Source organism: Desulfolithobacter sp. (genome assembly GCF_054025815.1).
The window spans coordinates 28,503-52,615 of the sequence record NZ_JBPMMS010000018.1; the positions used below are offsets into that span (position 1 = coordinate 28,503).

Genomic DNA, 24,113 nt, shown 5'->3' on the forward strand with positions numbered 1-24,113 from the left:
GGCTGCCTCCAGTCACCATGATATGAAAAAAACTATATCATTTGCCAGGATAATCCTGGCTTTCCTGACTATTCTTACCCTGTCTGCCCTCTTTTACCTGCCATATCGTTCGGTCCGCACAGAAACCATCGAAGCGTACAACAAGGAACAGTTCACCCTCGCCTCCCAGGCAGCCACAGAAATCGAAAGTTTTTTTGCATACTGCACCAGGTCTCTGACCTATCTTGCCGGCCATCCTTCCATCATGAGAATGGATGAACAGGGCCGCCGCCTGATGGAAGACTTCCACGCCATCAATGGACCGGACTTTGCCTCGATAACCCGAATCGACAGGACAGGCCGTATAATGTTCGCTGTTCCCTTTTCCGAAACAATAGTCGGAAAAGATGTCTCCGGCCAGACCCACAACAAAAAGATCCTCTCAACCCACAAGCCTGTTATCAGCGATGTTTTCATGTCCGTACAGGGATTTCCGGCCATCGCTTACGCCATGCCCGTGTTCGACGGCGATACTTTTCAGGGCTCAATCACCCTGCTCATCCCTTTCAACGACTTGTCCGGAAAATATATAGGTAACATCGAACAGACGGGCAGGAATCTGGCCATTCTCATAACCATGACCGGAACAGCACTCTATTGCCCCATACAGAACAAAATGCTGCCAGACAGCGGTGGTGCGCCCCTTCCCCTGACAGAAAGACTCTCTTCAGAGCCGGACATGCTCGCCATGATCGAAAACATGATGGCCGGCAGAACAGGCAAAGCGGTCTTCAGCGCGCCCTCTTCCGGAAAGCGGAAGTTCGCCGGCCAGACCATGCATGCCGTGTACAGACCAATACACCTGCCCACAGGAAATTACTGGTCCATAGCCATAGCTGCGCCCGAGGAGCTGATACTCCAGGCCATGACGGACTTCCGTAACAAATGGCTCCTGGCCACTTCCATCGCCATCTGTGCGGTTTTGGCCCTGAGCTTTGTCCTGTCCTGGTTTCTGGCCATCAGGAGCGAGGAGAAGAGGCGGCAGACCATGGAGGACCAGCTCCACCTGCTTCTTCAGCACCTTCCTGTCTGCGTCGTGCTCTGGAGCAGGGAGGGAAAAATGATCTATGCCAACCGCGCGGCCCTGAAGCTGCTTGAAGCCAGGGAAGAAGACATACTGGGGCGGGGCATGTTTGATTATGTCCTGCCGGAGTTCCACGCCGAGGTCAGGGAGCGGTACAGGAAGATCATGGCCCATGAAGATCTTCAACCGACCACCTACAGGATTCGCACCTGCAGAAACAATGAAAGAACCGTGGAGGTGGACACGGTTCCTTTCCGGTTCAACGATCAGGACTGCCTGATCTCTCTCGTCCTGGATGTAACCGAAAAATCAGCGGCCGAAGAAACCCGCAAACGGCTGGTCACAGCGATCGAGCAGACCAGGGAATCAATCCTGATCACCAATCGCGAAGGGATCATCGAGTATGTCAATCCAGCCTTCTCCTCGGTCACCGGCTATTCACGGAAAGAGGTCCTGGGAGAAAATCCCCGTATTCTGCGCAGCGGCAAACACGACCTGTCCTTTTATCGCACTATGTGGCAAACCATCACCTCCGGAGAAGTCTGGCAGGGCCGAATCATCAACCGGAAGAAAAACGGCAGTCTGTTTGTCGAAATGGCCACCATATCTCCGGTCCGGGACAAGGAAGGAGCCATAACCCATTTCGTGGCGGTCAAAAGGGACATCACCCATGAGGCAGAGCTGGAAGCACAGCTGCAGCAGGCCCAAAAAATGGAAGCCATCGGCACCCTGGCCGGGGGCATTGCCCACGACTTCAACAATATTCTCGGAGCCATCATCGGCTTCACCGACATGGCCCTGCTGATGTGCGATCCCGACTCACCGGTCTACGAGAACCTGGAACATATACGACAGGGCGGCCAGCGGGCCTCCGACCTGGTCCAGCAGATACTGACCTTCAGCCGCCGTGGTGCCACGGCCAAACATCCTGTTTCCGTGGCCCCGCTCATCAAGGAAAGTCTCAAGCTGCTGCGGGCCTCTCTCCCGGCCACCATCAGAATAAACCAGCAGATCAAGGCCCCGGATGTCAAGGTTCTGGCTTCTCCGGTGCAACTTCAGCAGATCATTATGAACCTGTGCACCAACGCCTTCCACGCCATGGGAGAAAAAGGCGGGCAGCTCGATATCATCCTGGAAACCGAAACTCAAGGGGAAGATGGAAATCCCCCCCGGATTCGTCTGGTGATCCGGGATACGGGATGTGGAATCGACAAGGAAATCATGAACCGGATCTTTGATCCTTTTTTCACCACCAAGGAACCGGGCCAGGGTACCGGTATGGGACTCAGCGTGATCCACGGAATCGTCCACGACCTTGGCGGTTCCATAGATGTGGAATCAAGGCCGGGCAGGGGATCGACTTTCACCATCCTGCTGCCGGCCACCAGCCAGGGACCCGAGCCGGAGATAATAGAGACCAACGACCCTTTGCCCCGGGGAAGCGAGCATATCCTGATCGTCGATGACGAGATCGATATCTGCACCACTTTCCGGATGATGCTCGGTCACCTCGGATACCAGGTTGCAGACCTGTGCAATCCAGAGCAGGCCCTGGAACGGCTGCAAAAAAATCCCGGCGAATTTGACCTGGTCATTTCCGACCATACCATGCCGGAGATGACAGGCCTGTCCCTGCTCCAAAAAATCAAAGCCTTCAATCCGGATCTGCCGGTGATTCTCTGCACCGGCTATTCGGAGCAGCTCGACGAATCAAAAGCCCGCGAGGCTGGAGCCTTGGCCCTGCTGATGAAGCCTGTCGATCTGCAGATTCTGGCCAAGACCGTGCGCAGAATCCTCGACGAAATCAGCAACAGCACCCATCCCTGACGCACCGTCACCCGGCTCATGTACGAGAAAATACGAGAGTTAGGGGGGGACATCTGCTGACTACCGCCCGCCACCATTCTTTCCGGACTGGTTCAGACCGGCGAAAGGAGCAAGATTCTGCCCGGTGGCCGCCAGGAGCCGCTGCCTGGCCAGGTGGTAATTGACATATGCCTGGGCCAGGCGGCCATGGGTGGTGGTCAGGTTGCGTTGAGCCTCGTTAAGGCGAACGATGGAGGCGGTTCCGGCCTGGTATTTGGCCTGGGCCAGCTCCCGATTCTCCCGAACCAGGTCCAAGGTCTGCCGCTGAAGCTCGACCTGTTCCGCCGCTGCCTGCAAATACGCCAGATCCTGGCGTATTTCCGAGGCGACCCGGTTACGCAGATCAGCATACTGGTGCCTCAATTCGCGCAGCCGCAACCGCGCCTCAACCTGACGGGCCCGATCACCACCACCGGAAAAAAAGTTCCAGCCCAGACTGAGCAGAATGCTGGAACCAAAATCAGCACTCCCAAACTCCAGATCATCCATCCGGGTGCCGTACACCCCTCCCTGAAGCTGGATGTTGGGATAATTTCTGGCCTTCGCCATTCCGATCGCGGCCTCGGCCTGGTGAATCTGCATGGACAGGGTCTGGATATCAGGACGGGTTTTCAGGGCCTTGGCAAGCAACCGCTCCGCTTCTGTCTGCCGGTCCACAGGGTCAGGTTCCGGGTTGCCCACTTCCCGGTCCAGAGGAGCGAGCTCCATGTACGGCGGCAGAGTACCATCGGACATCCCGAGCAGGGCGGCCAGGCCGTAAAGAGCAGCCTCGTACTGACGCCTGCCCTGCAAAAGGGTCGTGCGGGCCGAATTGAGCTGGACCTTCATATTGAGCACATCGCCCCTGGAACCCGTACCGACTTCTAATCGGTTCCGGGCATCCTGGAGCTGCTGGGAGTAGAACCTGGCATCACCGCTGGCTATCTCCACCGCCGCCCGCTGGAGCTGAGCATTGTAAAATGCTTCGGCCACCGAAGCAAGAAGCATGCGCCGGGCATCCAGCCGGGCTGCTGCCAGAGATTTCTCTCCATACTCAGCCTGCTGCCTGTCGAACCGACGGTAAAAACCGTCGAAAAGAACCCACGTCGCCTGTAACCCAAGGGTGTAATCTTCAACTGTTCGCTCGGCAGTACCTCCGGAGAGGATGGCCATGCCCTGAGCCGCCTCATACTCATTGTCAGACCGGTGGACAACCCGTCCGGAGGCGCTGAAATCAAGCGACGGGAACCAGGCCGCCAGGGCCTGCCTGACCCGGGCCCGGGCCTGTTCAAGCCTGGCGCCGGCCGCCTCCATGGAAGGATTGCCCTCCAGGGCCAGACGCTGGGCAGTCTGAAGGTCAAGAATCGTTTTTTGCCCTGAAACAGCCTCTGCCGTCTCCGGCACGGTCTTTTCTTCGGGCACCACCCCTGCAGACGCAGTTGTGACCTGGAAGAAAATGACCAGAAACAACAACCAAAACCAGTTTTCTCCTGCTGCCCGCTGTCTCATTTTTCCTCTCTCCTGAATCTGTGACGGTTTTGCGCTTTCTACGTGTAACAGATTGACTTTTCGTCGATTTTTCACAAAAACACCTGCAGAAGATTAACCCCGCCGCCTTGCGGAGCGCTCAATTGCAGACGGCTCTGCCCACCTGTTACCCTATGGAATGACAGTTTCTTCAATGGGTATCCTTCTACGGCCTGATGCCGGTTCAACCATCTCTCTTGCAGGCCAGGTGCCGGTCCTGATCCGGAACTGAAGCCGGCGCAAATCGTTGACAATGGCCAGCAGGGAAGGAATCAATACCAGGGTCAGCACGGTGGCGAACATGACTCCGGCGGCCAGGGACAGGGCCATGGGGATGAGAAACCGGGCCTGGAGGTCTGTCTCCATGATCAACGGAGTCAGGCCGCCCACCGTTGACACGGTTGTGAGGAGAATGGCCCGGAACCGCCTGGCCCCACCTTTCTTGATCGCCTCGAAGAAGGACATTCCTTCGGCCAGATTTTCATTGATCCGTTCGATCAGAACAATAGCGTCATTCACCACCACCCCGGTCAGGGCCACCATCCCAAACAGGGACATCATGGAGAGGTTATAACCAAGCAGCAGATGACCGCCAATGGCACCGATAATCCCGAACGGCACGGTGAAAAGAATGACCAGGGGCTGGAGATAAGAGCGAAAAATGGTCGCCACGATGACATAGATGCCAAGCACCGCCAGGGGGAAGCTCACCTTGAGGCTTGAAAACGACTCACGCATATTTTTTTTCTCGCCCTGGAGCGACACCAGGAGCCCGGGAAATTTGCGTTTCAGCTCCGGGAAGAAGGCGGACGAAAGATCGGCATAAATTTCTCCGGCATTGGCCCGGCGACCGTCAACATCCGCGGTCACCGCCACCCTCCGCAACCCGTCAGTGCGAACAATGGCTGTAAAGCCAGGGCCATAGGAAACATCCGCCACCGAGAGAATCGGCACCTCCGAGCCATCAGGAGTTCTGATCCGCAAACGCTCAAAGCTGGAAAAACTGCTGCGCTCGGCCTGCGGGAGCCGCACCTTGACCCGAATGTCGTCCCGCCCCCTCTGCAAACGATATGACTCGGCACCAAAATAGCTTGACTGCACCTGACGGGCCAAGTCTTCGGCGGTCAGACCCAGGGTTCGCGCTTCTGGTTTCAGAAAAAGGCGGAACTCGTTTCTTCCCGGGCTATAGTCGCTGCGTATCTGCGTAATCCCGTCGTAGGAGCGAAGTTGATCCATCACCAGTCCGCTGGCGGCCAGAATCTGATTCATGTCTCTGCCCTGAAGCCAAATCTCGACCTCCGGGCCGCCCGGCCCGGCAGACATACCCTCAAAGGTCAGGGAGCGGGCACCGGGAATCTGACCGATCTCCTGCTCCCACTCCACCAGCAATTCATTGGAATGGACCCCCCTCCTGGCGGAATCAAGAAGGATAAACTGGACCGAGCCCATATTGGGCCCGGTGCGTCCCATGGTCCCGGACAGGGTCTGCCCCAGCAGACGCAACCGTTTCTCGATCACGGGCTCCCCGCTTCGGGTTGGAGTCCGCTCGGCCACCCGGACAAATCCCTCCTCTATCCGGTCCAGGGCCCTGAGCGTAACCTCCGGCGGCGTACCCTCGGGAAACTCCACAGTAGAAGTGATGACAAATCCGTCTATTTTTGGAAAGACCTGAAACTTGACCAGGCCACTGCGAACCAGGCCAAGCGACAAAAGCAGAACCGCCAGGCCGGTGGCAAGGGAGACATACCGGTATCCCAAAACCAGGTCAAGGAAAGGAACATAGCGCCGGGCCACGAAACGCTCCAGGCCTTCCTGGGTAAACCGCTGTATTCTGGCGAGCACTCTGCCAAAAAAATTTCCGGACCTGGATGGACGGTTAAGGTCCGGAAGATGGCTGAGGTGGGCCGGAAGAAGAAACAGACACTCGACCAGTGAAATCAAAAGGCAGGAAATAACCACCACCGGGAGAATGGCAATGAATTTGCCCATGATACCGCCGATATTACCAAGCGGAACAAAGGCAACCACGGTGGTAAGAACCGCGGCGATAACCGGCATCCCCACCTCGCTCACCCCGTCCACAGCAGCCGCAAGTGGCTCCTTGCCCAGCTTGCGGTGCACATAAATCGACTCGCCGACCACAATGGCATCGTCAACCACAATCCCGAGCACCATAATAAAGCCGAAGAGGGAAACCATGTTGATGGTCGCGCCCATGGACCAGAGTATGAACATGGCGCCGGCCAGCGAGACAGGAATGCCCATGCCGGCCCAGAAACTGAGCCGCAGATCAAGAAAAAGCCAGAGAAGGAAAAAGACCAGGCCCATGCCGAGGATGCCGTTGCGGGTCAGCAGGTTGATACGGGCCTTGAGGGCGCTGGTATTGTCATAAAAATCGGTCAGCGACAATCCGGGGGGCAGCCGATCCTGTTTCGCCTCCACGTAGCGGCTCACGGTCCGCGATATCTGCAGAGAATCCTCGGTGCTGGTCTTGAACACCATGACGAAGACCGAAGGCCTCCCGTCGATGATGGCCACCACCGGATCTTCGGCAAAGCCGTCCCGGATATCGGCCAGGTCGCCAAGTCGGACCTGCTCACCTCCCGGACCTGTGAAAACGACGATTCGGGCCAGCTCCGCAGCGGTATACTTCCGGTCCACGGTACGCACTCTGACTTCTTCATCCCGGGTCCGGATAGTGCCGCCATGCAGATTGATACTGGCCCGGCGGATGACAGAGGCAACCTGAGACAGTGTCAGGCCATACTCACGCAGCCTCGCCTGGGAAATTTCGACCGATATCTCGTAATCCCGAACCCCGAACACCTCCACCTGGGAGATACCGTCCAGCATCCGCACTTCGTCCCGTACCTGTTCGGCCCACGCTTTGAGCTGATGCTCGCTCAAGTCCCCTGAAAGGGCCAGCAGCATCACCGAATCACGGATGGTGATCTCGGTGATTACCGGTCGTTCCGCATCCACGGGAAAGGTGGAGATGGCATCGACACGGACCTTGATATCGTCAAGGACTGTGCTTACATCATAGCCCCCGCTCACCTCGACCAGGGCGGAACCAAGCCCCTCGGACGAGGTGGTAGTGTACTGCTTGATACCCTCGACATTTTCCAGCGCCTCTTCCAGCTTGAGACAAATTCCCTCCTCCACCTCTTCCGGATCAGCTCCAGGCCAGGCCACCCGGATGGAAATCCGGTCCAGGGAGAACTGGGGGAAGGACTCCCGGACCATGGAAAACGCCGCCAGGATGCCTGCCATGAAGATCAGGACAAGGATGATATTGGCAAAGACTGTGTTGCCGGCAAAGGCGGCCAGGACCCTTCTCATGGACACTCTCCTCAGACACCGGGAATATCGTCTGTCTGCGACACACCGTCTGTCTGCGACACACTGCTGATGGAGAGCAGGCTGTTCTCCAGGGGGTTGTCCAGCCGGGTGACGATCACCTGTTCACCCGGCTCAAGGCCTGCGGTGACCAGGGCCCGGTCATCTTCAACCCGGGCCACCTCCACTTTCCTGGTCTGCAGCCTGTTCTCCACAGCCACATAAACCAGGCTGTCAAAAGTGACCGCCCGGCGAGGCAGAACAAAGACGTTCTCCAGGACAGCACCGGGAATCGTCACCCGGCAGTACATCCCCTCGACCAGGGGAACTCTGCTCCCGCTACCCGGTTTCGCAGATAGACGCAACGCCACAACCAGGGTCCGGCTTTTGGGATCGAAACGGACCACCCGGTCCACCACGGCCCGCCCCTGGATCCGGGCATCCTCGACCCACTGCACCTGGCCGGTTACCGGCAGCGGGCGGCCAAACCAGAAACCAGCGCCAGTACGGTCTTCAAACCGGAGCCAGCGAAGGGCCTCACGACTGTCGAGACCGATTTGAACCTCCAGGTCCCGGTCATCGACCAGGGTCAGAACTTGACGCCCGGGACTCACGTAACTGCCCACCTCCACATGCACTTCGGCAATCCGGCAGGTGAAAGGGGCCCTTATGACACATCGGTTCATACGCAACCGGGCCAGCTCCATGGCCTGTTGCAGTTGCCGGACCTGGTTGCGGACCGCATTGCAGCTGCTCTCGGCCTGCTCAACACTGGAGATGGAACCTGACCTTTTGAGCTCATAGAGTTCCCGCACCCGGGCCAGTTCGCGTTCCGCCAGCACCAGGTCACGCTCAAGTATTTTCAGCCGGGCCCTGGAGCTTTCGTACTCGAGCCGATAATCACGGTCATCAATGAGCAGAAGAACCTCCCCGGCCCGGACCACCACCCCTGGCTCGAGATTACCGCCTTTGTCCTGTTCCCGGCCATACACCGAGACAACCCGTCCTGTGACTTCGGCCGCAATCTCAACTCTGCTCCGGGAGCGGATTTCTCCATATCCGTCAACCGTGATCGTTGCCCGGCCTGGCTGCACGGTCACCACTTCAACCGGGAGAGCGTGTTCACCCGGGTCCTTGTGCTGCGGCGGTTTTTTCATTTTCTGCAGCAGGACAAAACCGCCGACTCCGGCGCCGATAATCAGCACGCAAAGAGTAAGCCGCAGCAGCAGCGAGGGGGAAGATCCGCTTGAAGTCATTGTCGTTCTCCTGCATTTTCTTTCCTGCCTGTCCCCACCGGCAACAGCTTTTCTGTCACCCTCAGGCAGACAGAGCCATACCGTGGTCACCAGCAATGTTATAAATGATTCTTTCAGAAAAAGTCCATCACACTTTGAGCCAGACCTGTCCTACGGGACCATAAAAAAGTACATTTTCCCTGACGACTCAAACCGGCCCTCGTTTGGCGCACGAAAAATCAAGCTGTTACAAAAAAATAACAGCACAAAGCCATCACGGATTCAGGGCAAAGAAAAACCCGTTGACCAGAGCCCGGCTCTGTCAACGGGTCGATACAAAAAGCCACCTGGTCACGGGATGTTGCAGGTAACAGACTGGAATTTTTTACATGAAAGTCCCGTCCCTCCCGCCAGAGGGACAACAACAGCTTTCATTGTGCAGGCTGTAGGAGCCTGCATGGGTGTCAGAACAGCAGGAAAGTCCTGTGATCGCCAGGGGAACACAAGATTTTCGTTTACGGTCAGACTGCGTCAGGGTAGGGAAAATCCGGCTCCTTGAGGAGTTTGAACATACGCTGCTTGGTCTTGGTCTTGCCGTCATGGTACAATACAAGTTCACGAATCATCTCCAGCACCTTGTCTTCCCCGGCCCCCCGGACCACCCGGCGCCCCACCTGCGGAAAAGAACCAAGTTTGCCGCCGACGTATACGTCCATTCCTTTCGGAGTCCCGACAATACCGATATCGGTGGTCATGGCAGCGGAACAGGCCATATTGCAGCCACTGATGGCTATTTTCAATTTGGGCTTGACAGGTGCCAGATCGGAGAGCAGCGAAGAAATCTTCTTTTCCAGACCAAAAGTATCTATCCGGCCAAACTTGCAATGCGGTGTTGAAACGCAGACTTTAGCCAGCGGATACTTGACCTGCCCCTTGAACCTGGCGCCAACCCGGCCGGCCAACTCCTCCATGATAGCCTGTCGATCTTTCTCTTTAACCTCCAGCAGGCGCAGATTCTGGGCCGTACTCAGATAAAGAGTAAGCTGGTATTTCTGGACCACATCGTTGACCGCCTGCAGAAATTCCGGACTGACCAGCCCGGCCTCGCAGAGAATGGTTAATGACTCTGTTTTTTCCTGTTCCACAGCTATGAATACCTCCCGAGATAGTACAACAAGAACAAATGGTAATGATCAAAAATTATTTGCGCTTCCGGCTCCAGAGCGGATCCTGACCGAACCGGTCCATCCACCAGTCCTCCGCGTCATAGATGTCGTGTTCACCCGGACGGAGCGGGAAGCGGTAGTCCCGGACATAACGCATGAGCAGCTCATAGGCCGCAGTGATGCGATACATTGTTTCCCCGGTTTCTCTGTCCGGACTGCCGCTGACATCGGGATGATATTTTTTGCACAGACGGTGATAGGCCCGTTTTATCTCGCCCAGGGTCGCCCTGTCACCCAGGCCGAGCAGTTCCCTGGCCTCCTCCACCGCCTGCCATTCCTTACTGTTCACGGCCTGCTTCTTCCCTGTTTTCGTCTGTCCCGGACGCCCTCCAGCTCTTCTCGGTCCCCCTGAGCAAGCGGCCGATATTCTGGTAATGCTTGATCCAGATCATGACCGCGACAAAGGCTCCCAGCCACAACTCCCAGGAAGGTTCTCCCAGTAGCCAGAGCCAGAGAATCACCGTGGCCGAGGCCAGAAGCGAACCCAGGGACACATAGCCGGTCAGCCAGACCGCGGCCACGAAAACCACCAGACATCCAAGAACGGCCAGCGGTGTCAGATACAAAAACACCCCCAAACCGGTGGCCACGCCCTTGCCGCCCCGGAAACGGAGATAGACCGGAAACATATGGCCGATTATGGTCGCAGCCCCGCACAGGGCGATGATCAGGTTGTGCTGCCCCCCCTCCTGGCCACTGATGAAGAAACCGGCCAGGTACATGGGCAGAAAACCCTTGGCAATATCGAGAAACAGGGTCAGCAGCCCCAGTTTCCTGCCGAGCAGGCGGGCCACATTGGTGGCACCGATATTTCCGCTGCCCCTGGTACGAATATCGATTCCACTGGGAAGAGATACCAGCAGCCCGAACGGAATAGCACCAACAAGATAGGAGATAACAATAAGGACAATTTCTTTGGGTGCCATGTGGTTATCTTCGATTCAGGTTGCATTCGCAGGTTAGGCTGATGACCTGGCCGAGACGCTTGAAAAACTGCCGTGCCTCTACCGAGTCGGGATTCCGCTTGAGCTCGTCCTCATACACGGTAAAAAGCCGGGTGAGAACATGAGCAGATTCATCTTCGCCAAGCTCTCCCAGGGCCTCCCAGATCTGGCCGGGATTATCCATAACTCCTCCTTGATCCATGAAATACTTAACCGACAGACCTTACAAAAAAATCATAGAAAAAACAAGCTGGATGCCCCTCTTTTCAGTGGCGTTTGCCAGGGCTATCCGGTATGTATGCAGTTATCCAAAAAGAGGGGAAACAGGCGTGCTGCGGTACGCTTGGCTCCTTCACGGGGACAGCAACATAATTCATCACACGGTCCGCACCAGACCGATACCGCAAGGGAAAGAGTGCAAAAAGATGGCCATACGAAAAATACTGAAATATCCAGATCCGATCCTCAGGCAGAAAGCTGAAAAGATAACCGTGTTCGACGACAAGCTGAAACAACTGGCAGCCGACATGGGCGAAACCATGTACGATGCCCCCGGGGTCGGCCTGGCAGCCAATCAGATCGGTGTGCTGAAACAGATCATTGTCGTAGATGTTTCCAAAGAGGAAAACGAGAAAAAATACATTGTCCTGATCAACCCGGTCATCTCCGGCGGTGAGGACGAGGTGGTGGATGAAGAGGGGTGCCTCAGCGTCCTCGAGTACACATCCAGGGTCCGCCGGTTTCGCAAAATTCACGTTTCGGCTCAAAACCTGGACGGCACCCCCATGGAGTTTGACGCTGAAGACCGGTTTGCGAGGATCATCCAGCACGAGGTGGATCATCTGCACGGCAAACTGTTCATCGATCGGATCAGTGCCCTGAAAAGGGGGCTGTACAGGAAAAAGCTCAAAAAAATCCTCAAACAGAGGGGCAAATGAACCAACAGACAGAATACGCGGCTCCCGCCGGAAAGCTCCGCATCCTGTTTATGGGCACACCTGACTTCGCCGTGCCCGCCCTCGAGGCCCTGATCGAGGGCCCGGATGATGTTGTCGGTGTGGTCTGCCAGCCGGACAAACCCCGGGGCCGGGGCAAAAAAACGAGCCCGCCACCAGTGAAAACAGTGGCCCTCCAGCACGGCCTCCCGGTCCTGCAGCCCTCGTCCATCCGCACCGGAGAGTTCCTCGACCAGGTCCGGAAAATAAACCCGGACCTGATTGTGGTGGCGGCCTACGGTAAAATCCTCCCCGGCCGGCTTCTCAACCTGCCGCCCATGGGGACCATCAATGTCCACGGATCCCTGCTCCCCAAATACCGGGGCGCCGCTCCCATCCAGTGGGCGGTGATCAACGGCGAGACCGAGACCGGGGTAACCATCATGCAGATGGACGAGGGCATGGACACCGGTGACATCCTGCTCCCGGCCCGGATTGCGATCACCGACGAAGATACGACCGGGACAATGTTTCAAAAACTGGCCCGCCTGGGAGGAGAAACCCTGCTCAAGGCCATCGCCGGCCTCAAGGACAAAACCATCAAGCCCGTACGCCAGGACGACAGCCAGGCCACCGAGGCACCCATGCTGAAAAAGGAAATGGGCCACCTGGACTGGTCCCGTCCGGCCCGGGAACTGCACTGCCTGATCCGCGGGCTCGATCCCTGGCCCTCGGCCTATTCATTCCTGGACGGCCGGCGCTACCGTTTCTACCGCCCGGTCCTGGTGGAAGGTACTGTCAGCGAACCTCCGGGCACGCTCTGCCGGGCCGACAAAGACGGCCTGCTGGTAGCCACCGGCGCCAACTACCTTCTTATCCGGGAAATCCAGCCCGAGGGACGGAAACGGATGAGCATCCAGGCCCTGCTCTGCGGCACGCACCTGCCAGTGGGCAGCCGGTTTTCCTGACTCCCGGCCGATCATGCGTATCGGATATCTCGACTGTTTTTCCGGAATCAGCGGCGACATGCTGCTCGGAGCCCTGATAGATGCCGGGTGGCCTGAAAGCGAGCTTCATGAATGCGTGGAAAGGCTTGGCCTGTACGGTGTACGGATCAAGGTTTCACGGGAAACCATCCAGCAAATAAACGCTGTACGGGTCCATGTGGAGAGCGATGGGACCCAGCCACTGCGCCACCTGCCGCAGATCAGGGAGACTCTCGAGCAGTCGACCCTCCCGGGACAGGTGCAGAACATGGCCATGAACGTCTTCCGCAGACTGGCCGAGGCCGAAGCCGCCGTTCATGGTTGCACTGTCGACAAAGTTCATTTCCACGAGGTGGGAGCCATGGACGCTTTGGTGGACATTGTCGGTGCGGCAGCCGGACTGGCATGGCTGAAAATAGAACAGCTTGCCTGTTCTCCGCTGCCCATGCCCGGAGGCTTTGTCCGCTGTTCCCACGGCGAATTGCCCCTTCCGGCCCCGGCGGTGTGTGAACTCCTGCGCGGAATACCGGTCTACGGCGTAAACCTGGATCAGGAACTGGTCACCCCCACCGGCGCGGCCCTGGCCCGGGAAATGGCCCGGGAATTTGGCCGCCTGCCGCCCATGAAACTGGAGCGTACCGGTTACGGGGCAGGGGCCATGCAGAGACCGGACGGACGGCCAAACCTTTTGCGATTCATAATCGGCACAGGGTTTCAGGCCCGGGAGGCTCAGCGGGTGTAGGTGATCGAAACCCACCTGGATGACTGGAACGCAGAACTCTGGCCCCATGTGAGCCAACAGCTCATGGACAGCGGCGCCCTGGATGTGAGCCTGACCCCAATGCTGATGAAAAAGGGGCGCCCCGGCTACCTGCTCCGGGTGGTATCCGACCCGATCCAGGGACCGCATCTCAGGCAGATGATACTTGCCGAGACCAGTGGTATCGGCCTGCGCAGCCGGATGGAGGAACGCACAACCCTGCCCCGGCGAAACGTCACCCTTGAAACCCCCTGGGGCCCCATCCAGGCCAAGGAAATCGACACGCCGGCCGGGCCGGTCATCACCCCCGAGTTCGAAGCCTGCCGGCAAATGGCCCAACGGCACGGCCTTGCCCTGCAGTTCGTTTACCGGACAGTCACCGCCGCGGCCGCCAGCCGTCAAGAGACAGAGGAGTAAATCGTCATGGATCGATTAATCATGTTCATTGCCACCGGCGCCTGGACAGGTTACCTGCCCAAAGCGCCAGGCACCTGGGGTTCGGCTCTCGGGGTAGCCATCTGGCTTCCCCTGCGGTCCCTGGGAGTACCCGCCTATCTCGGGGTAACCGGCTTGCTCTTCATTGCCGGTACCATTGCCGCCGGGGCGGCGGAGAAGATCGTTGACCGGGCTGACCCGCGCCTGGTGGTGATCGATGAAATCGTCGGCCAGCTCATCGCCCTGGCCCTGGCCCCGTCCCACCCGCTGGCCGCCCTGGCCGGGTTCGCCCTTTTCCGTTTCTTCGACATTCTGAAACCCTTTCCCGTCAACTGGCTCGACCAGCACATCCATGGCGGTCTGGGCATCATGCTCGATGATGTGATGGCCGGAATCTATGCCCTTTTGGTCCTGCAAATCGGGTTGCGCCTGGCGTCTCTTTTCTGATTTTTTTCTTCAAGGAAACAAAAACAGCATATACAATGAGCCTGGAACCGCAAACCACCCTCAACATCCACAGGCTATGACCGGTATCATCGACTTTCACACCCATGCCTTTCCCGATCAGGTGGCTGCCATTGCGCTCCCGGCCCTGGAAAAACGCAGTGGCGTCAAGGCCTATCACGACGGAACCGTCAGCGGCCTCCTGGCCTCCATGGACCGGGCCGGCATCGACACTTCGGTCATCTGCTCCATAGCCACCCGTCCCGAACAGTTCCAGGCCATCTTCGACTGGTCAGCCTCCATCCGCACGGAAAGAATCATCCCGCTGCCCTCTGTCCATCCGGCCGATCCCGAGCTGAAAAAACATATCTGGGTCATCGGCAAAAAGGGTTTCAAAGGGATCAAGATGCACCCCTTCTACCAGGAGTTCGTCATCGACGATCCAGCCCTGGATCCGCTCTACGAATCCCTCATAAGGGAAAACCTGCTGCTGGTTCTCCACACCGGCCAGGACATCGGCTTTCCCGATTCCGACTGTGCCTCTCCCCGGAGAATTCTCAACCTCGTCAACCGCTTTCCGGATCTGCGCCTGGTCACCACCCATCTCGGTGGATGGAATATGTGGGACGAGGTCCGAAAGATCCTCACCGGCCGCCCGATCTACATGGAAATCTCCTTTTCCCTTGATTTTCTAGACCAGATCCGGCTGCGGGACATGATCACCTCCCATCCGCGCGGTTACATCCTCTTTGGCTCGGATTCACCCTGGTCCGACCAGGCCACCACCCTGAAAATGCTCCGGCGGCTCGACCTGGACGAAGATCTCTTCCAGGAAATTGTCCGGGAAAACGGGCGGGCATTGCTGGGATCCTGAAAAACTTCTCAACTCAATCCATATTTTTTCATACGCTTCCACAGAGTTACCCGGCTGATACCTATCAACTCGGCCGCCTTTGTCCTGTTGCCACCGGTGGCCCTCAGGGCACGCTGGATTCGGCTTTTTTCATTGTCGCCGGCGAGCCGGGACGATGACTTCTGCCGACTGTCGCCGCAGGAGCTGCGAGGCCTGCCATAAAGATAGGCCGGCAGATGTGCCACATCAATCTCTTCGTCGTGGCAGAGAACAAAGGCGTACTCAAGCACATTGATCAACTCACGGACATTCCCGGGCCAGGGGTGGGAGAGCAGAAGATCCATGGCGCACCTGGTGACTCCCGAGATGGGCTTGCCGGTCTTGAGCGCAAGCCGGTTGATCAGGTGTTTGGTGATCACAGGAATGTCGTCACACCGCTCCCGCAACGAAGGAACATGGATGGGAATAACCGAGAGCCGGTAGTAGAGATCCTGGCGAAAGGTCTCCTTTTGCATCATCTCCTGCAGGTCCCGGTTGGTGGCCGCTATCACCCGGACGTCAATGGTGATGGTCCGGTTGTCCCCCACTCTCTCCAGCTCCTGTTCCTGTAGAACACGCAGCAGCTTGGTCTGGGTCGAGAGCGGCATGTCACCGATCTCGTCGAGGAAGATGCTGCCGGTATGGGCAGCCTCGAACCGACCCTTGCGGGAACGATCAGCCCCGGTAAAAGCTCCCTTGACATGACCAAAAAGCTCGCTTTCCAGCAGGCTTTCGTTCAAAGCCGCACAGTTGACCTTGATAAAAGGATTCTTGCACCTGCCACTGAGGTTATGCAGGGCATCAGCAACCAACTCCTTGCCGGTGCCGGACTCGCCGTAAATAAGCACCGGTGCATCCGACAGGGCGGCGCTCTCGATGAGCTGATACATATTCTGCATGACCGTGGACACTCCGATCATGCCATGGAAGCTGTCCTCGATCTTCAGCTGACGCCGCAGAGCCAGGATCTCGGCCTCCCGGGAGAGGACCGGGGTAATATCGGTCAGGTTCTCCACCCCGGCAACGATGCTGCCGTTCTCATCCCGCAGGACCGTGGCGTTTTTATACACCTGGACCCGTCGTCCGTCTTTGCACTTGAACGTGCAGCGAAGATTGCGCACCTCGCCCCGTGTAAACAGGTTGCAGTGCTTTTCTCCGCTGTGCCTGCTCTCTTCGCTGCAGGTACTGCAGGCAAGTATCTCACAGGTATGACCCACAAGTTCTTCCTGCCGGTATTGCAGCAGTTCCTGCAAAGCCCTGTTCACATAGAGAATGGTTCCATCCGTATCGACGATCATGAGCCCCTCGGTCATGGTGTCGATCACATGTTTCCAGTTTTCGCAAAAGTATTCGGTGATCACGACATCCCCACATTACCGGTCCTGGTTTTTGAAAAGTTCATCGGCCAGCCAACACAACGTAAAGGTTAACAAGAAACGTTAACCGAAACAATGCCGAAACATACATGTTAACAGAAAAAGCCGCTCCCTACGGGGGACCCATCCCATCGCGATAACTAACAGGTCGATATTATGAATATTTATCCACACCCTGTCCATTATCGACATCTGGCATCATCCTTGCTTTTCCAGGCACGGTAACACGAAGACAACACACTGTATCTCTTGATAAAATTCACCAAAGGAGGAAAAATGAACAAGATGCACAGAACAGCGCTTACCGTTTTTTCGGCAGCTCTGCTCATGGCTGGAGGCCAGTCACTGGCGGAGGTGCCGGAAGATCACTCTGAGATCAGCGGTCCCTTTGCGACCCCCATGGACGTGACCCGGGCCTGTCTCGAGTGCCATGAGGACGCGGCCAGCGAGGTGATGCGGTCCTCGCACTGGACATGGGCCAAGGAGCAGGAGATAGAGGGCAGAGGAAAAGTGCTGCGGGGTAAAAAGGACGCGATCAACAATTTCTGCATCTCCATCAAATCCAACTGGCCGCGTTGCACCAGCTGCCATGTCGGCTATGGGTGGAAAGATGACACCTTTGACTTCTCCGACGAGTCGCGGGTTGACTGCCTGGCCTGCCACGATACCACCGGAACCTACAACAAGGGCAGGGATGCACCGGCCGGCGCCGGCATGCCCGCTGGTTACACGGGCAACCCGAAATACGACAAAAACCCGGTAGACCTGGTCAAGGTGGCGCAGAATGCCGGAAAGCCGAGCCGTTTGAACTGCCTGACCTGCCATGCCAATGGTGGAGGAGGCAACAATGTCAAGCATGTAGATATCGACATGTCTCTGGTGCAGCCGAACAAGGATATCGATGTCCATATGGCTGCCGATGGAAACAACTTTTCCTGCCAGGAATGTCATGCCACTGAGGAGCATGACATCAAGGGTGACGCCCTGCTCGTTTCACCCGGCGGCGACAACCCGGTCAACTGCACAGACTGCCATGACGCCGCACCGCATATAAATTCACCGGTTCGCGGCACTCTGAACAAACATGCCAATCGGGTGGCCTGCCAGACGTGCCATATCCCGTTCTTTGCCAAGAAAGACGCCACCAAGATGTCCTGGGACTGGTCCAAGGCGCAAAATCCTAAGACCCTGCCCAAACATAAACGGATTGTCAAGGAGCACGGCCACAAGGTCTATATCTTCAAAAAGGGCAAATTTGTCTACGAACAGAAGGTTGTGCCAACCTATGCCTGGTACAATGGCAAAGCCGGTGCATACCAGCTCGGTGACCGGATTGATCCAACCGTGCCCACAAAGCTCAACTATCCGCTTGGCTCAAAGGATGATCCAGACGCCAAGCTCATGCCGTTCAAGGTACATAAGGGCAACCAGATTTATGATACCAGGAACAACTACCTGATTGTGCCCAAGGTGTGGGGCCCCAAAGGAGACCCGGATGCCTACTGGGTGAATTTTGACTGGAAAAAGGCTGCTGCTGCAGGTATGAAGGCATCTGGCCTCGAGTTCAGTGGCGAGTACGGTTTTGCCCCGACCCTGACCTACTGGCCCATCAATCATCAGGTATCTCCGGCCAAGGAAGCCCTGCGGTGCAGAGACTGCCATGGCCGTGAAGGACGAATGGACTGGAAGGCGCTGGGTTACGAGATGGATCCCAAGGACGCCAAGCTGAAAAAGAAATAAACCAAGATCATAAGCAAGAAAAAAGGCCCTTTCCCGCAACGGGAAAAGGGCCTTTTTTGATAATTCCTGGGCCGGACAACTGAGTAATCCGGCTCAAGCCAAAGCCTGACGGATACGCTCCATGGCCCGGGCCACGTTTTCGTGGGAGTTGAAAGCCGAGAGCCGGATATAGCCCTGACCGCATTTACCGAAACCAGCTCCCGGGGTGCAGACCACACCAGCCTTGTTGAGCAGAAGGTCGAAGAACTCCCAGGAATCCCGATCACCCCATATCCAGATATAGGGTGAGTTCCGGCCACCCACATATTCAAATCCCAGCTCGCCGACAGCCCGGGCAATGAGGTCGGCATTTTCGAGATAATAGCCAACCAGTTCGCGGACCTGGGCCTGGCCCTCCTCACTGTACACAGCCTCTGCCGCCCGCTGCACCGGGTAGGAGACCCCGTTGAACTTGGTGCAGTGCCGCCGGTTCCACAACGGATGAATCGGCTGCCTGTTTCCCTGGCTGTCATAGGCCACGCATTCCCTGGGCACCACGGTATAGGCGCAACGGGTGCCGGTAAAGCCGGCATTCTTGGAAAAGGAACGAAACTCAACAGCCACCTCGCGCGCGCCCTCTATCTCGTAAATGGAATGGGGCAGGGAATCGTCGCGGATAAAGGCCTCGTAGGCGGCGTCAAAGAGAATCAGCGCCTTTTCCTGCCTGGCATAATCCACCCAGATTTTGAGCTGCTCTTTAGTGATGGTCGAGCCGGTCGGGTTATTGGGAAAACAGAGATAGATCAGGTCCACCGGTTCGGAGGGCAGCTTGGGCACATAGTTGTTCTCTTTCGTGGAATCGAGATACACCACGCCCTCGTAGCGGCCATCACTGAACTCGCCGGTGCGGCCGGCCATGACATTGGTATCGAGATAAACCGGATACACCGGGTCGGGAATGGCCACCCGGGCGTCGGTGGAAAACAGCTCCTGAAAGTTGCCGGTGTCGCACTTGGCCCCGTCGGAGACAAATATCTCGTCAGCCGATATATCCGCCCCCCGGGCCTGGAAATCATGTTTTGCTATGGCCTCGCGCAGAAAGGCGTAGCCCTGTTCCGGACCATAACCGTGGAACCCGGCGTCGGTACCCATCTCATCCACTGCCTTGTGAAAGGCAGCAATACAGGCCGCGGGCAGGGCCCTGGTCACATCACCGATACCGAGTTTGATGATATCCATATCCGGATTGGCTTCCTGAAAGGCGGCCACCCGCTTGGCAATATCGGAAAAAAGATAAGAAGCCTGCAGCTTCAGGTAATGTTCATTGATGTGGAGCATAATATCCCTTCCAGTATATTGATTTTCAAGTCCATCACACTTTAACAGTGACCTCTGACTCACAACTTCCGGGCCACCTTCTATCTTACTGTTTATACCGACAATTCTTGCCAGACACTATTTCATATCGTTACAGACAAAATCAGAAATTCACCTCCACCCGGTCAGAAAAATCATACCAGCTCGCTACCAGGTCGTACTCCATCCGCCCGGCCCGAAGGGTAAAATCCGGGCTTGTTATCTCGACCTCCACCGGGCTGATCACCATCTTGGTCTCATCATAGTAGTGGAGCAGATCGGTCAGCACCTCTTCGCCGCGGGTCGGCTTCTGCAGAACCACATTGTCCTCCAGGATCAAGTGACGCCGGGAAATGTAATAAGTGCCTTTCCTGCTTGTAATTTCCATCTTCTCGCCGCTGTCCCCGCCGGTATAGACTGCCTGGACATCAACCATGAGGATCTCGTTCTCGTTTCTACCGGTCCGGGCCCGGGCGGCATGGATAACCCAGTCCATCCGGCCCTGGCTGGCCAGGGTGATGGCCACGGAATCCATGGTGAAGTTCTGGCTCACTCCGGGTCCGGATCCCTTGACCGGGGTGGCGGTCACCCGGGGCTTGAGAAAGGATGCGAGTGACGGTTTCCACAGCGGTGCGGAGAGAAAGAGAAACAGAGGCAGCAGCCAGAGCAGGTTGCGTGAATTTCTGACCGGAAGAATCATATGTATTTCCTGAGGAACCGGGCCAGGTCTCCACGGGCCTCGAGGATCAGGTCGCAGACCTCGCGTACCGCCCCGTGCCCGGCCGGACGGCGGGTAACGTAATCGACCCGCTGGCGCACCTCGGGAACCGCTGTGGCAGGGGCGGCGGCAAAGCCGACCCGGGTCAGAAGCGGCAGATCCAGCCAGTCGTCTCCCATGTAGGCGGTCTGCCGGGGACGCAGGCCGGTGCGGGTCAGGATCTCCTCATACACCTTCTGTTTATCACCCCGCCCCTGGTAGATATGGGAGAATCCCAGGTCCCGGGACCGCCGGCTCACGGCCTCGGAACTGCGGGCCGTGATGACACCCACCTGGACGCCGGCGTCCTGCAGCATGCGCAGGCCAAAACCATCCTGGGTGTTGAACCCCTTGGATTCGCCGCCATCATGGGTATAGATAATGGTCCCGTCGGAGAGAACGCCATCCACATCCAGAAGCAGCAACTCCACCTGCCTGGCCCGGGGAAGGACCAGTTGCCAGGCCTCGTCCCTTTCCACCGGCCGGTTCTTTTCCCTGGTCCGCGCCAGCAGGGCTGCGGTCAAATCGCAGTCCGAGTAACCGTCCGCGCCTGAATGGCAACCATCTCTATTCATCCAGGCCCCCGTCAACCGCACTCCGGACAGCCAGAAGCTGGCGCAGGATCGTCTCAACATCAGCGAGCGGCCAGCTGTTGGGACCATCGCACAAAGCCTTGTCAGGATCCGGGTGAACTTCCATGAACAACCCGTCGATTCCGGCCGCCATGGCAGCCCGGGCCAGGGTCGGGACAAATTCTCTCTGCCCACCGGAACTACCACCGCCCCCGCCGGGGAGCTGAACCGAGTGGGTGGCGTCAAAGATTACCGGACAGCCAAAGCCCCGCATGACCGGAAGGGCGCGCATATCCACCACCAGGTTATTGTAGCCAAAACTGGCACCACGCTCGGTCAGAAGAATCCGGTCGCAGCCACCGTCGCGAAGCTTGCCCACCGCGTGTTCCATATCCCAGGGCGAGACGAACTGTCCTTTTTTCAAATTGACAGTCCTGCCGGACTTGGCCGCTGCCACCAGCAAATCCGTCTGCCGGCAGAGAAAGGCGGGAATCTGGATAATATCCAACACCTCGGCAGCCATCTCCACCTGCCCCTGTTCGTGGACATCAGAGACCACCGGCACTCCGACCTCCTCCCGGATCCGACCCAGCTGACGCAATCCCTTTTCAAGGCCTGGCCCGCGAAACGACTGCAAAGAGGTGCGATTGGCCTTGTCAAAAGACCCCTTGAAGACATACGAAATGCCCAGCCGGGTACAGATATCCTTCATCTCCCGGGCTATCTCCCACCCCAGTTCTCCGGATTCCAGAACACAAGGCCCGGCAAGAAGCAGCAATGGCTCTCCTGGTCCAACCCTGATGGTCCGATCTTCCGGCAGATTGCTCAGTGTTATGGTCTGCATAAGCGGGTCCCGATTACAGCAAGGAGATTGTCCTTATCTTTTGTTTTCCAGCGAGGCCCGGATAAATTCCCGAAACAACGGATGGGGTTTCATGGGCTTGGACTTGAATTCAGGATGAAACTGGCAGCCAAGATACCATGGATGATCGCGCAACTCGACAATTTCCACCAGCTCATCATCGGGCGACGTGCCGCTGATCTCCAGGCCGGCATCCTGGAGCTGCTCGCGAAACCGGTTGTTGAACTCGTAGCGGTGCCGGTGGCGCTCACTTATCTCATCCTGCCGGTAGGCGTCATGGGCCAGGGTTCCCTGCTTAAGTTTACAGGGATAGGCTCCAAGGCGCAGGGTACCGCCCATGTCGGAGTTCTCGTCCCTGGTCTCGGTTCTGCCGGTGCGGAAATCATACCATTCTTTCATGAGGTAGATGACCGGATATTCCGTTTCCAGGTCAAGCTCGGTGGAATGGGCCCCCTGCATGCCGGCAATGTTGCGGGCGAACTCGACCACCGCCAGCTGCATCCCCAGGCATATACCGAAAAAGGGAATCCTGTTTTCCCGCGCATAGGTGATGGCCCTGATCTTGCCCTCCATACCGCGGCTGCCGAAACCACCGGGCACCAGCAACCCGTCGCACTCCCGAAGCAGCTCACCGGGATCACCCTGTTCCAGATCCTCGGCACTGATGTACTTGAGCTCAACCCGGGCGTCGTTGGCAATGCCGCCATGCACCAGGGCCTCGTGCAGGCTCTTGTAAGATTCCTTGAGATCGACATACTTGCCGGTGATGCCGATGGTCACGGTGTGTCGGGGATTCTTGATCTTCTCGACCAGTTCCTCCCAAGGCTGAATATGCGGAGCCCCGGTCCAGATACCGAGCTTTTCGAGGATCCGATCGTCCAGGCCCTCCTCGTGCAGCTTGAGGGGCACCTCGTAGATGGTATCCACATCAATGGCGGTGATAACCGACTCCGGCTCCACGTTGCAAAACAGGGCGATCTTTTTTTTCAACCCCTTGTCCAGCGGCACCTCGGTACGGCACATGAGGATATCGGGCTGGATTCCCGAGGCCAGCAGTTCCTTGACCGAATGCTGGGTGGGCTTGGTCTTGACCTCACCGGCGGTCTTGATATAGGGGACCAGAGTCAAATGGATAAAGAGCGTGTATTCGCGGCCGAGATCACCCCGCAGCTGCCGAATGGCCTCGACAAAAGGCAGCCCCTCGATATCACCGATGGTTCCGCCGATCTCGATGATGGCCACATCCACGGTACCGTCGAGCTGGAGAACCGCCGCCTTGATCTCGTCCGTGATATGAGGGATGACCTGGACAGTACCGCCCAGATATTCACCCCTCCGCTCCTTCATGATAACCGAGTAGTAAATCCGGCCGGACGTGTAGTTGTTGATCTGGGCCATGACCGCGTTGGTGTAGCGCTCGTAATGCCCCATGTCCAGATCGGTCTCGGCGCCGTCGTCGGTCACATAGACTTCGCCATGCTGGAAGGGATTCATGGTTCCGGGATCCACGTTGATATACGGATCAAGCTTCTGGAAGGTCACCGTCATACCCCGGCTCTCCAGCAAGGCACCGATTGCGGCTGCGGCAAGTCCCTTTCCAAGCGAAGAAAGAACGCCACCGGTAATAAAAATAAATTTAGTCTTTTTGGTCGGTTGTACTTTCATGCCACCACCTGTACTGCTGGAAAAAGAAAATGGCAGCACCGCACATGATGCCGCCTCCCGGGACCGGACAAACTATACACCATCAACCGGCCATTGACAATGAAATCCACATCTCCCTCCGGCTGGATTTCCCTGCAAGGAAAGGCTATAGTGGGGCTCTGATCCTGGCTCTGTC

The 24,113-nt window shown here is 57.3% G+C and carries 19 protein-coding genes and 1 pseudogene; 7 read left to right on the top strand and 13 right to left on the bottom strand.

Annotated features, from left to right (window positions below):
- Positions 1–22 precede the first annotated feature (22 nt).
- Positions 23–2,890, top strand: a complete 2,868-nt coding sequence (locus ACXJJY_RS05090) for a PAS domain S-box protein (RefSeq protein ID WP_456385664.1) — start codon at positions 23–25, stop codon at positions 2,888–2,890.
- Between the two features lie 60 nt (positions 2,891–2,950).
- On the opposite strand, the gene ACXJJY_RS05095 is transcribed toward ACXJJY_RS05090, so the two are convergent.
- From ACXJJY_RS05095 to ACXJJY_RS05125, 7 genes are all read right to left on the bottom strand, one after another.
- On the bottom strand, positions 2,951–4,417 hold the full coding sequence (locus ACXJJY_RS05095; RefSeq protein WP_456385666.1) for a TolC family protein: 1,467 nt from the start codon (positions 4,415–4,417) through the stop codon (positions 2,951–2,953).
- A gap of 150 nt (positions 4,418–4,567) precedes the next feature.
- Positions 4,568–7,777, bottom strand: a complete 3,210-nt coding sequence (locus ACXJJY_RS05100; protein WP_456385668.1) for an efflux RND transporter permease subunit — start codon at positions 7,775–7,777, stop codon at positions 4,568–4,570.
- Positions 7,778–7,788: 11 nt separating this feature from the next.
- The gene (locus ACXJJY_RS05105) at positions 7,789–9,030 is read right to left on the bottom strand and encodes an efflux RND transporter periplasmic adaptor subunit (protein WP_456385670.1); all 1,242 of its coding nucleotides are present in this window, start codon (positions 9,028–9,030) and stop codon (positions 7,789–7,791) included.
- Between the two features lie 500 nt (positions 9,031–9,530).
- Positions 9,531–10,154 (bottom strand): ferredoxin-like domain-containing protein, encoded by a 624-nt coding sequence (locus tag ACXJJY_RS05110; RefSeq protein ID WP_456385672.1) that lies wholly within the window; start codon positions 10,152–10,154, stop codon positions 9,531–9,533.
- 55 nt (positions 10,155–10,209) lie between these two features.
- Entirely contained in the window at positions 10,210–10,524 is a 315-nt protein-coding gene (locus ACXJJY_RS05115; RefSeq protein WP_456385674.1) for a J domain-containing protein, read from the bottom strand.
- Positions 10,514–11,161, bottom strand: coding sequence for a glycerol-3-phosphate 1-O-acyltransferase PlsY (gene plsY, locus ACXJJY_RS05120; protein ID WP_456385676.1), 648 nt, complete (start codon positions 11,159–11,161; stop codon positions 10,514–10,516). The genes ACXJJY_RS05115 and plsY overlap by 11 nt, the downstream gene beginning before the upstream one ends.
- Before the next feature lie 4 nt (positions 11,162–11,165).
- A complete protein-coding gene (locus tag ACXJJY_RS05125; RefSeq protein ID WP_456385678.1) occupies positions 11,166–11,363 on the bottom strand; it encodes a hypothetical protein in 198 nt (65 codons plus the stop codon).
- Between the two features lie 241 nt (positions 11,364–11,604).
- On the opposite strand from ACXJJY_RS05125, the gene def reads away from it, so the two are divergent.
- From def to ACXJJY_RS05150, 5 genes and pseudogenes are all read left to right on the top strand, one after another.
- Positions 11,605–12,117, top strand: coding sequence for a peptide deformylase (gene def, locus ACXJJY_RS05130; protein ID WP_456385680.1), 513 nt, complete (start codon positions 11,605–11,607; stop codon positions 12,115–12,117).
- Positions 12,114–13,082: a methionyl-tRNA formyltransferase gene (fmt, locus tag ACXJJY_RS05135; protein ID WP_456385682.1), complete on the top strand. Its 969-nt coding sequence runs from the start codon at positions 12,114–12,116 to the stop codon at positions 13,080–13,082. Before def ends, fmt begins: the two co-directional genes overlap by 4 nt.
- Before the next feature lie 13 nt (positions 13,083–13,095).
- Positions 13,096–14,277, top strand: a pseudogene (gene larC, locus ACXJJY_RS05140) (nickel pincer cofactor biosynthesis protein LarC).
- Positions 14,278–14,283: 6 nt separating this feature from the next.
- Positions 14,284–14,742: a phosphatidylglycerophosphatase A family protein gene (locus tag ACXJJY_RS05145; RefSeq protein WP_456385684.1), complete on the top strand. Its 459-nt coding sequence runs from the start codon at positions 14,284–14,286 to the stop codon at positions 14,740–14,742.
- Between the two features lie 76 nt (positions 14,743–14,818).
- The gene (locus ACXJJY_RS05150) at positions 14,819–15,613 is read left to right on the top strand and encodes an amidohydrolase family protein (RefSeq protein ID WP_456385686.1); all 795 of its coding nucleotides are present in this window, start codon (positions 14,819–14,821) and stop codon (positions 15,611–15,613) included.
- Between the two features lie 8 nt (positions 15,614–15,621).
- Here the strand turns inward: ACXJJY_RS05150 and ACXJJY_RS05155 are convergent, their stop codons facing one another.
- A complete protein-coding gene (locus ACXJJY_RS05155; RefSeq protein ID WP_456385688.1) occupies positions 15,622–16,992 on the bottom strand; it encodes a sigma-54 interaction domain-containing protein in 1,371 nt (456 codons plus the stop codon).
- Between the two features lie 291 nt (positions 16,993–17,283).
- Between ACXJJY_RS05155 and ACXJJY_RS05160 the strand changes: the two genes are divergently transcribed.
- The gene (locus ACXJJY_RS05160; RefSeq protein WP_456385690.1) at positions 17,284–18,747 is read left to right on the top strand and encodes a tetrathionate reductase family octaheme c-type cytochrome; all 1,464 of its coding nucleotides are present in this window, start codon (positions 17,284–17,286) and stop codon (positions 18,745–18,747) included.
- Positions 18,748–18,840: 93 nt separating this feature from the next.
- Here the strand turns inward: ACXJJY_RS05160 and ACXJJY_RS05165 are convergent, their stop codons facing one another.
- The 5 genes from ACXJJY_RS05165 to pyrG all read right to left on the bottom strand — a co-directional run bounded on the left by ACXJJY_RS05165 (position 18,841) and on the right by pyrG (position 23,938).
- Positions 18,841–20,064: an LL-diaminopimelate aminotransferase gene (locus ACXJJY_RS05165; protein WP_456385692.1), complete on the bottom strand. Its 1,224-nt coding sequence runs from the start codon at positions 20,062–20,064 to the stop codon at positions 18,841–18,843.
- Positions 20,065–20,206: 142 nt separating this feature from the next.
- Positions 20,207–20,782, bottom strand: coding sequence for an LPS export ABC transporter periplasmic protein LptC (gene lptC, locus ACXJJY_RS05170; RefSeq protein ID WP_456385694.1), 576 nt, complete (start codon positions 20,780–20,782; stop codon positions 20,207–20,209).
- Positions 20,779–21,414 carry a KdsC family phosphatase gene (locus ACXJJY_RS05175; RefSeq protein ID WP_456385696.1) on the bottom strand — a complete coding sequence of 212 codons (636 nt, stop codon included), beginning with the start codon at positions 21,412–21,414 and terminating at the stop codon, positions 20,779–20,781. Before ACXJJY_RS05175 ends, lptC begins: the two co-directional genes overlap by 4 nt.
- On the bottom strand, positions 21,407–22,255 hold the full coding sequence (kdsA, locus tag ACXJJY_RS05180; RefSeq protein ID WP_456385698.1) for a 3-deoxy-8-phosphooctulonate synthase: 849 nt from the start codon (positions 22,253–22,255) through the stop codon (positions 21,407–21,409). The genes ACXJJY_RS05175 and kdsA overlap by 8 nt, the downstream gene beginning before the upstream one ends.
- Before the next feature lie 33 nt (positions 22,256–22,288).
- Positions 22,289–23,938 carry a CTP synthase gene (gene pyrG / locus ACXJJY_RS05185; protein WP_456385700.1) on the bottom strand — a complete coding sequence of 550 codons (1,650 nt, stop codon included), beginning with the start codon at positions 23,936–23,938 and terminating at the stop codon, positions 22,289–22,291.
- Between the last annotated feature and the right edge of the window lie 175 nt (positions 23,939–24,113).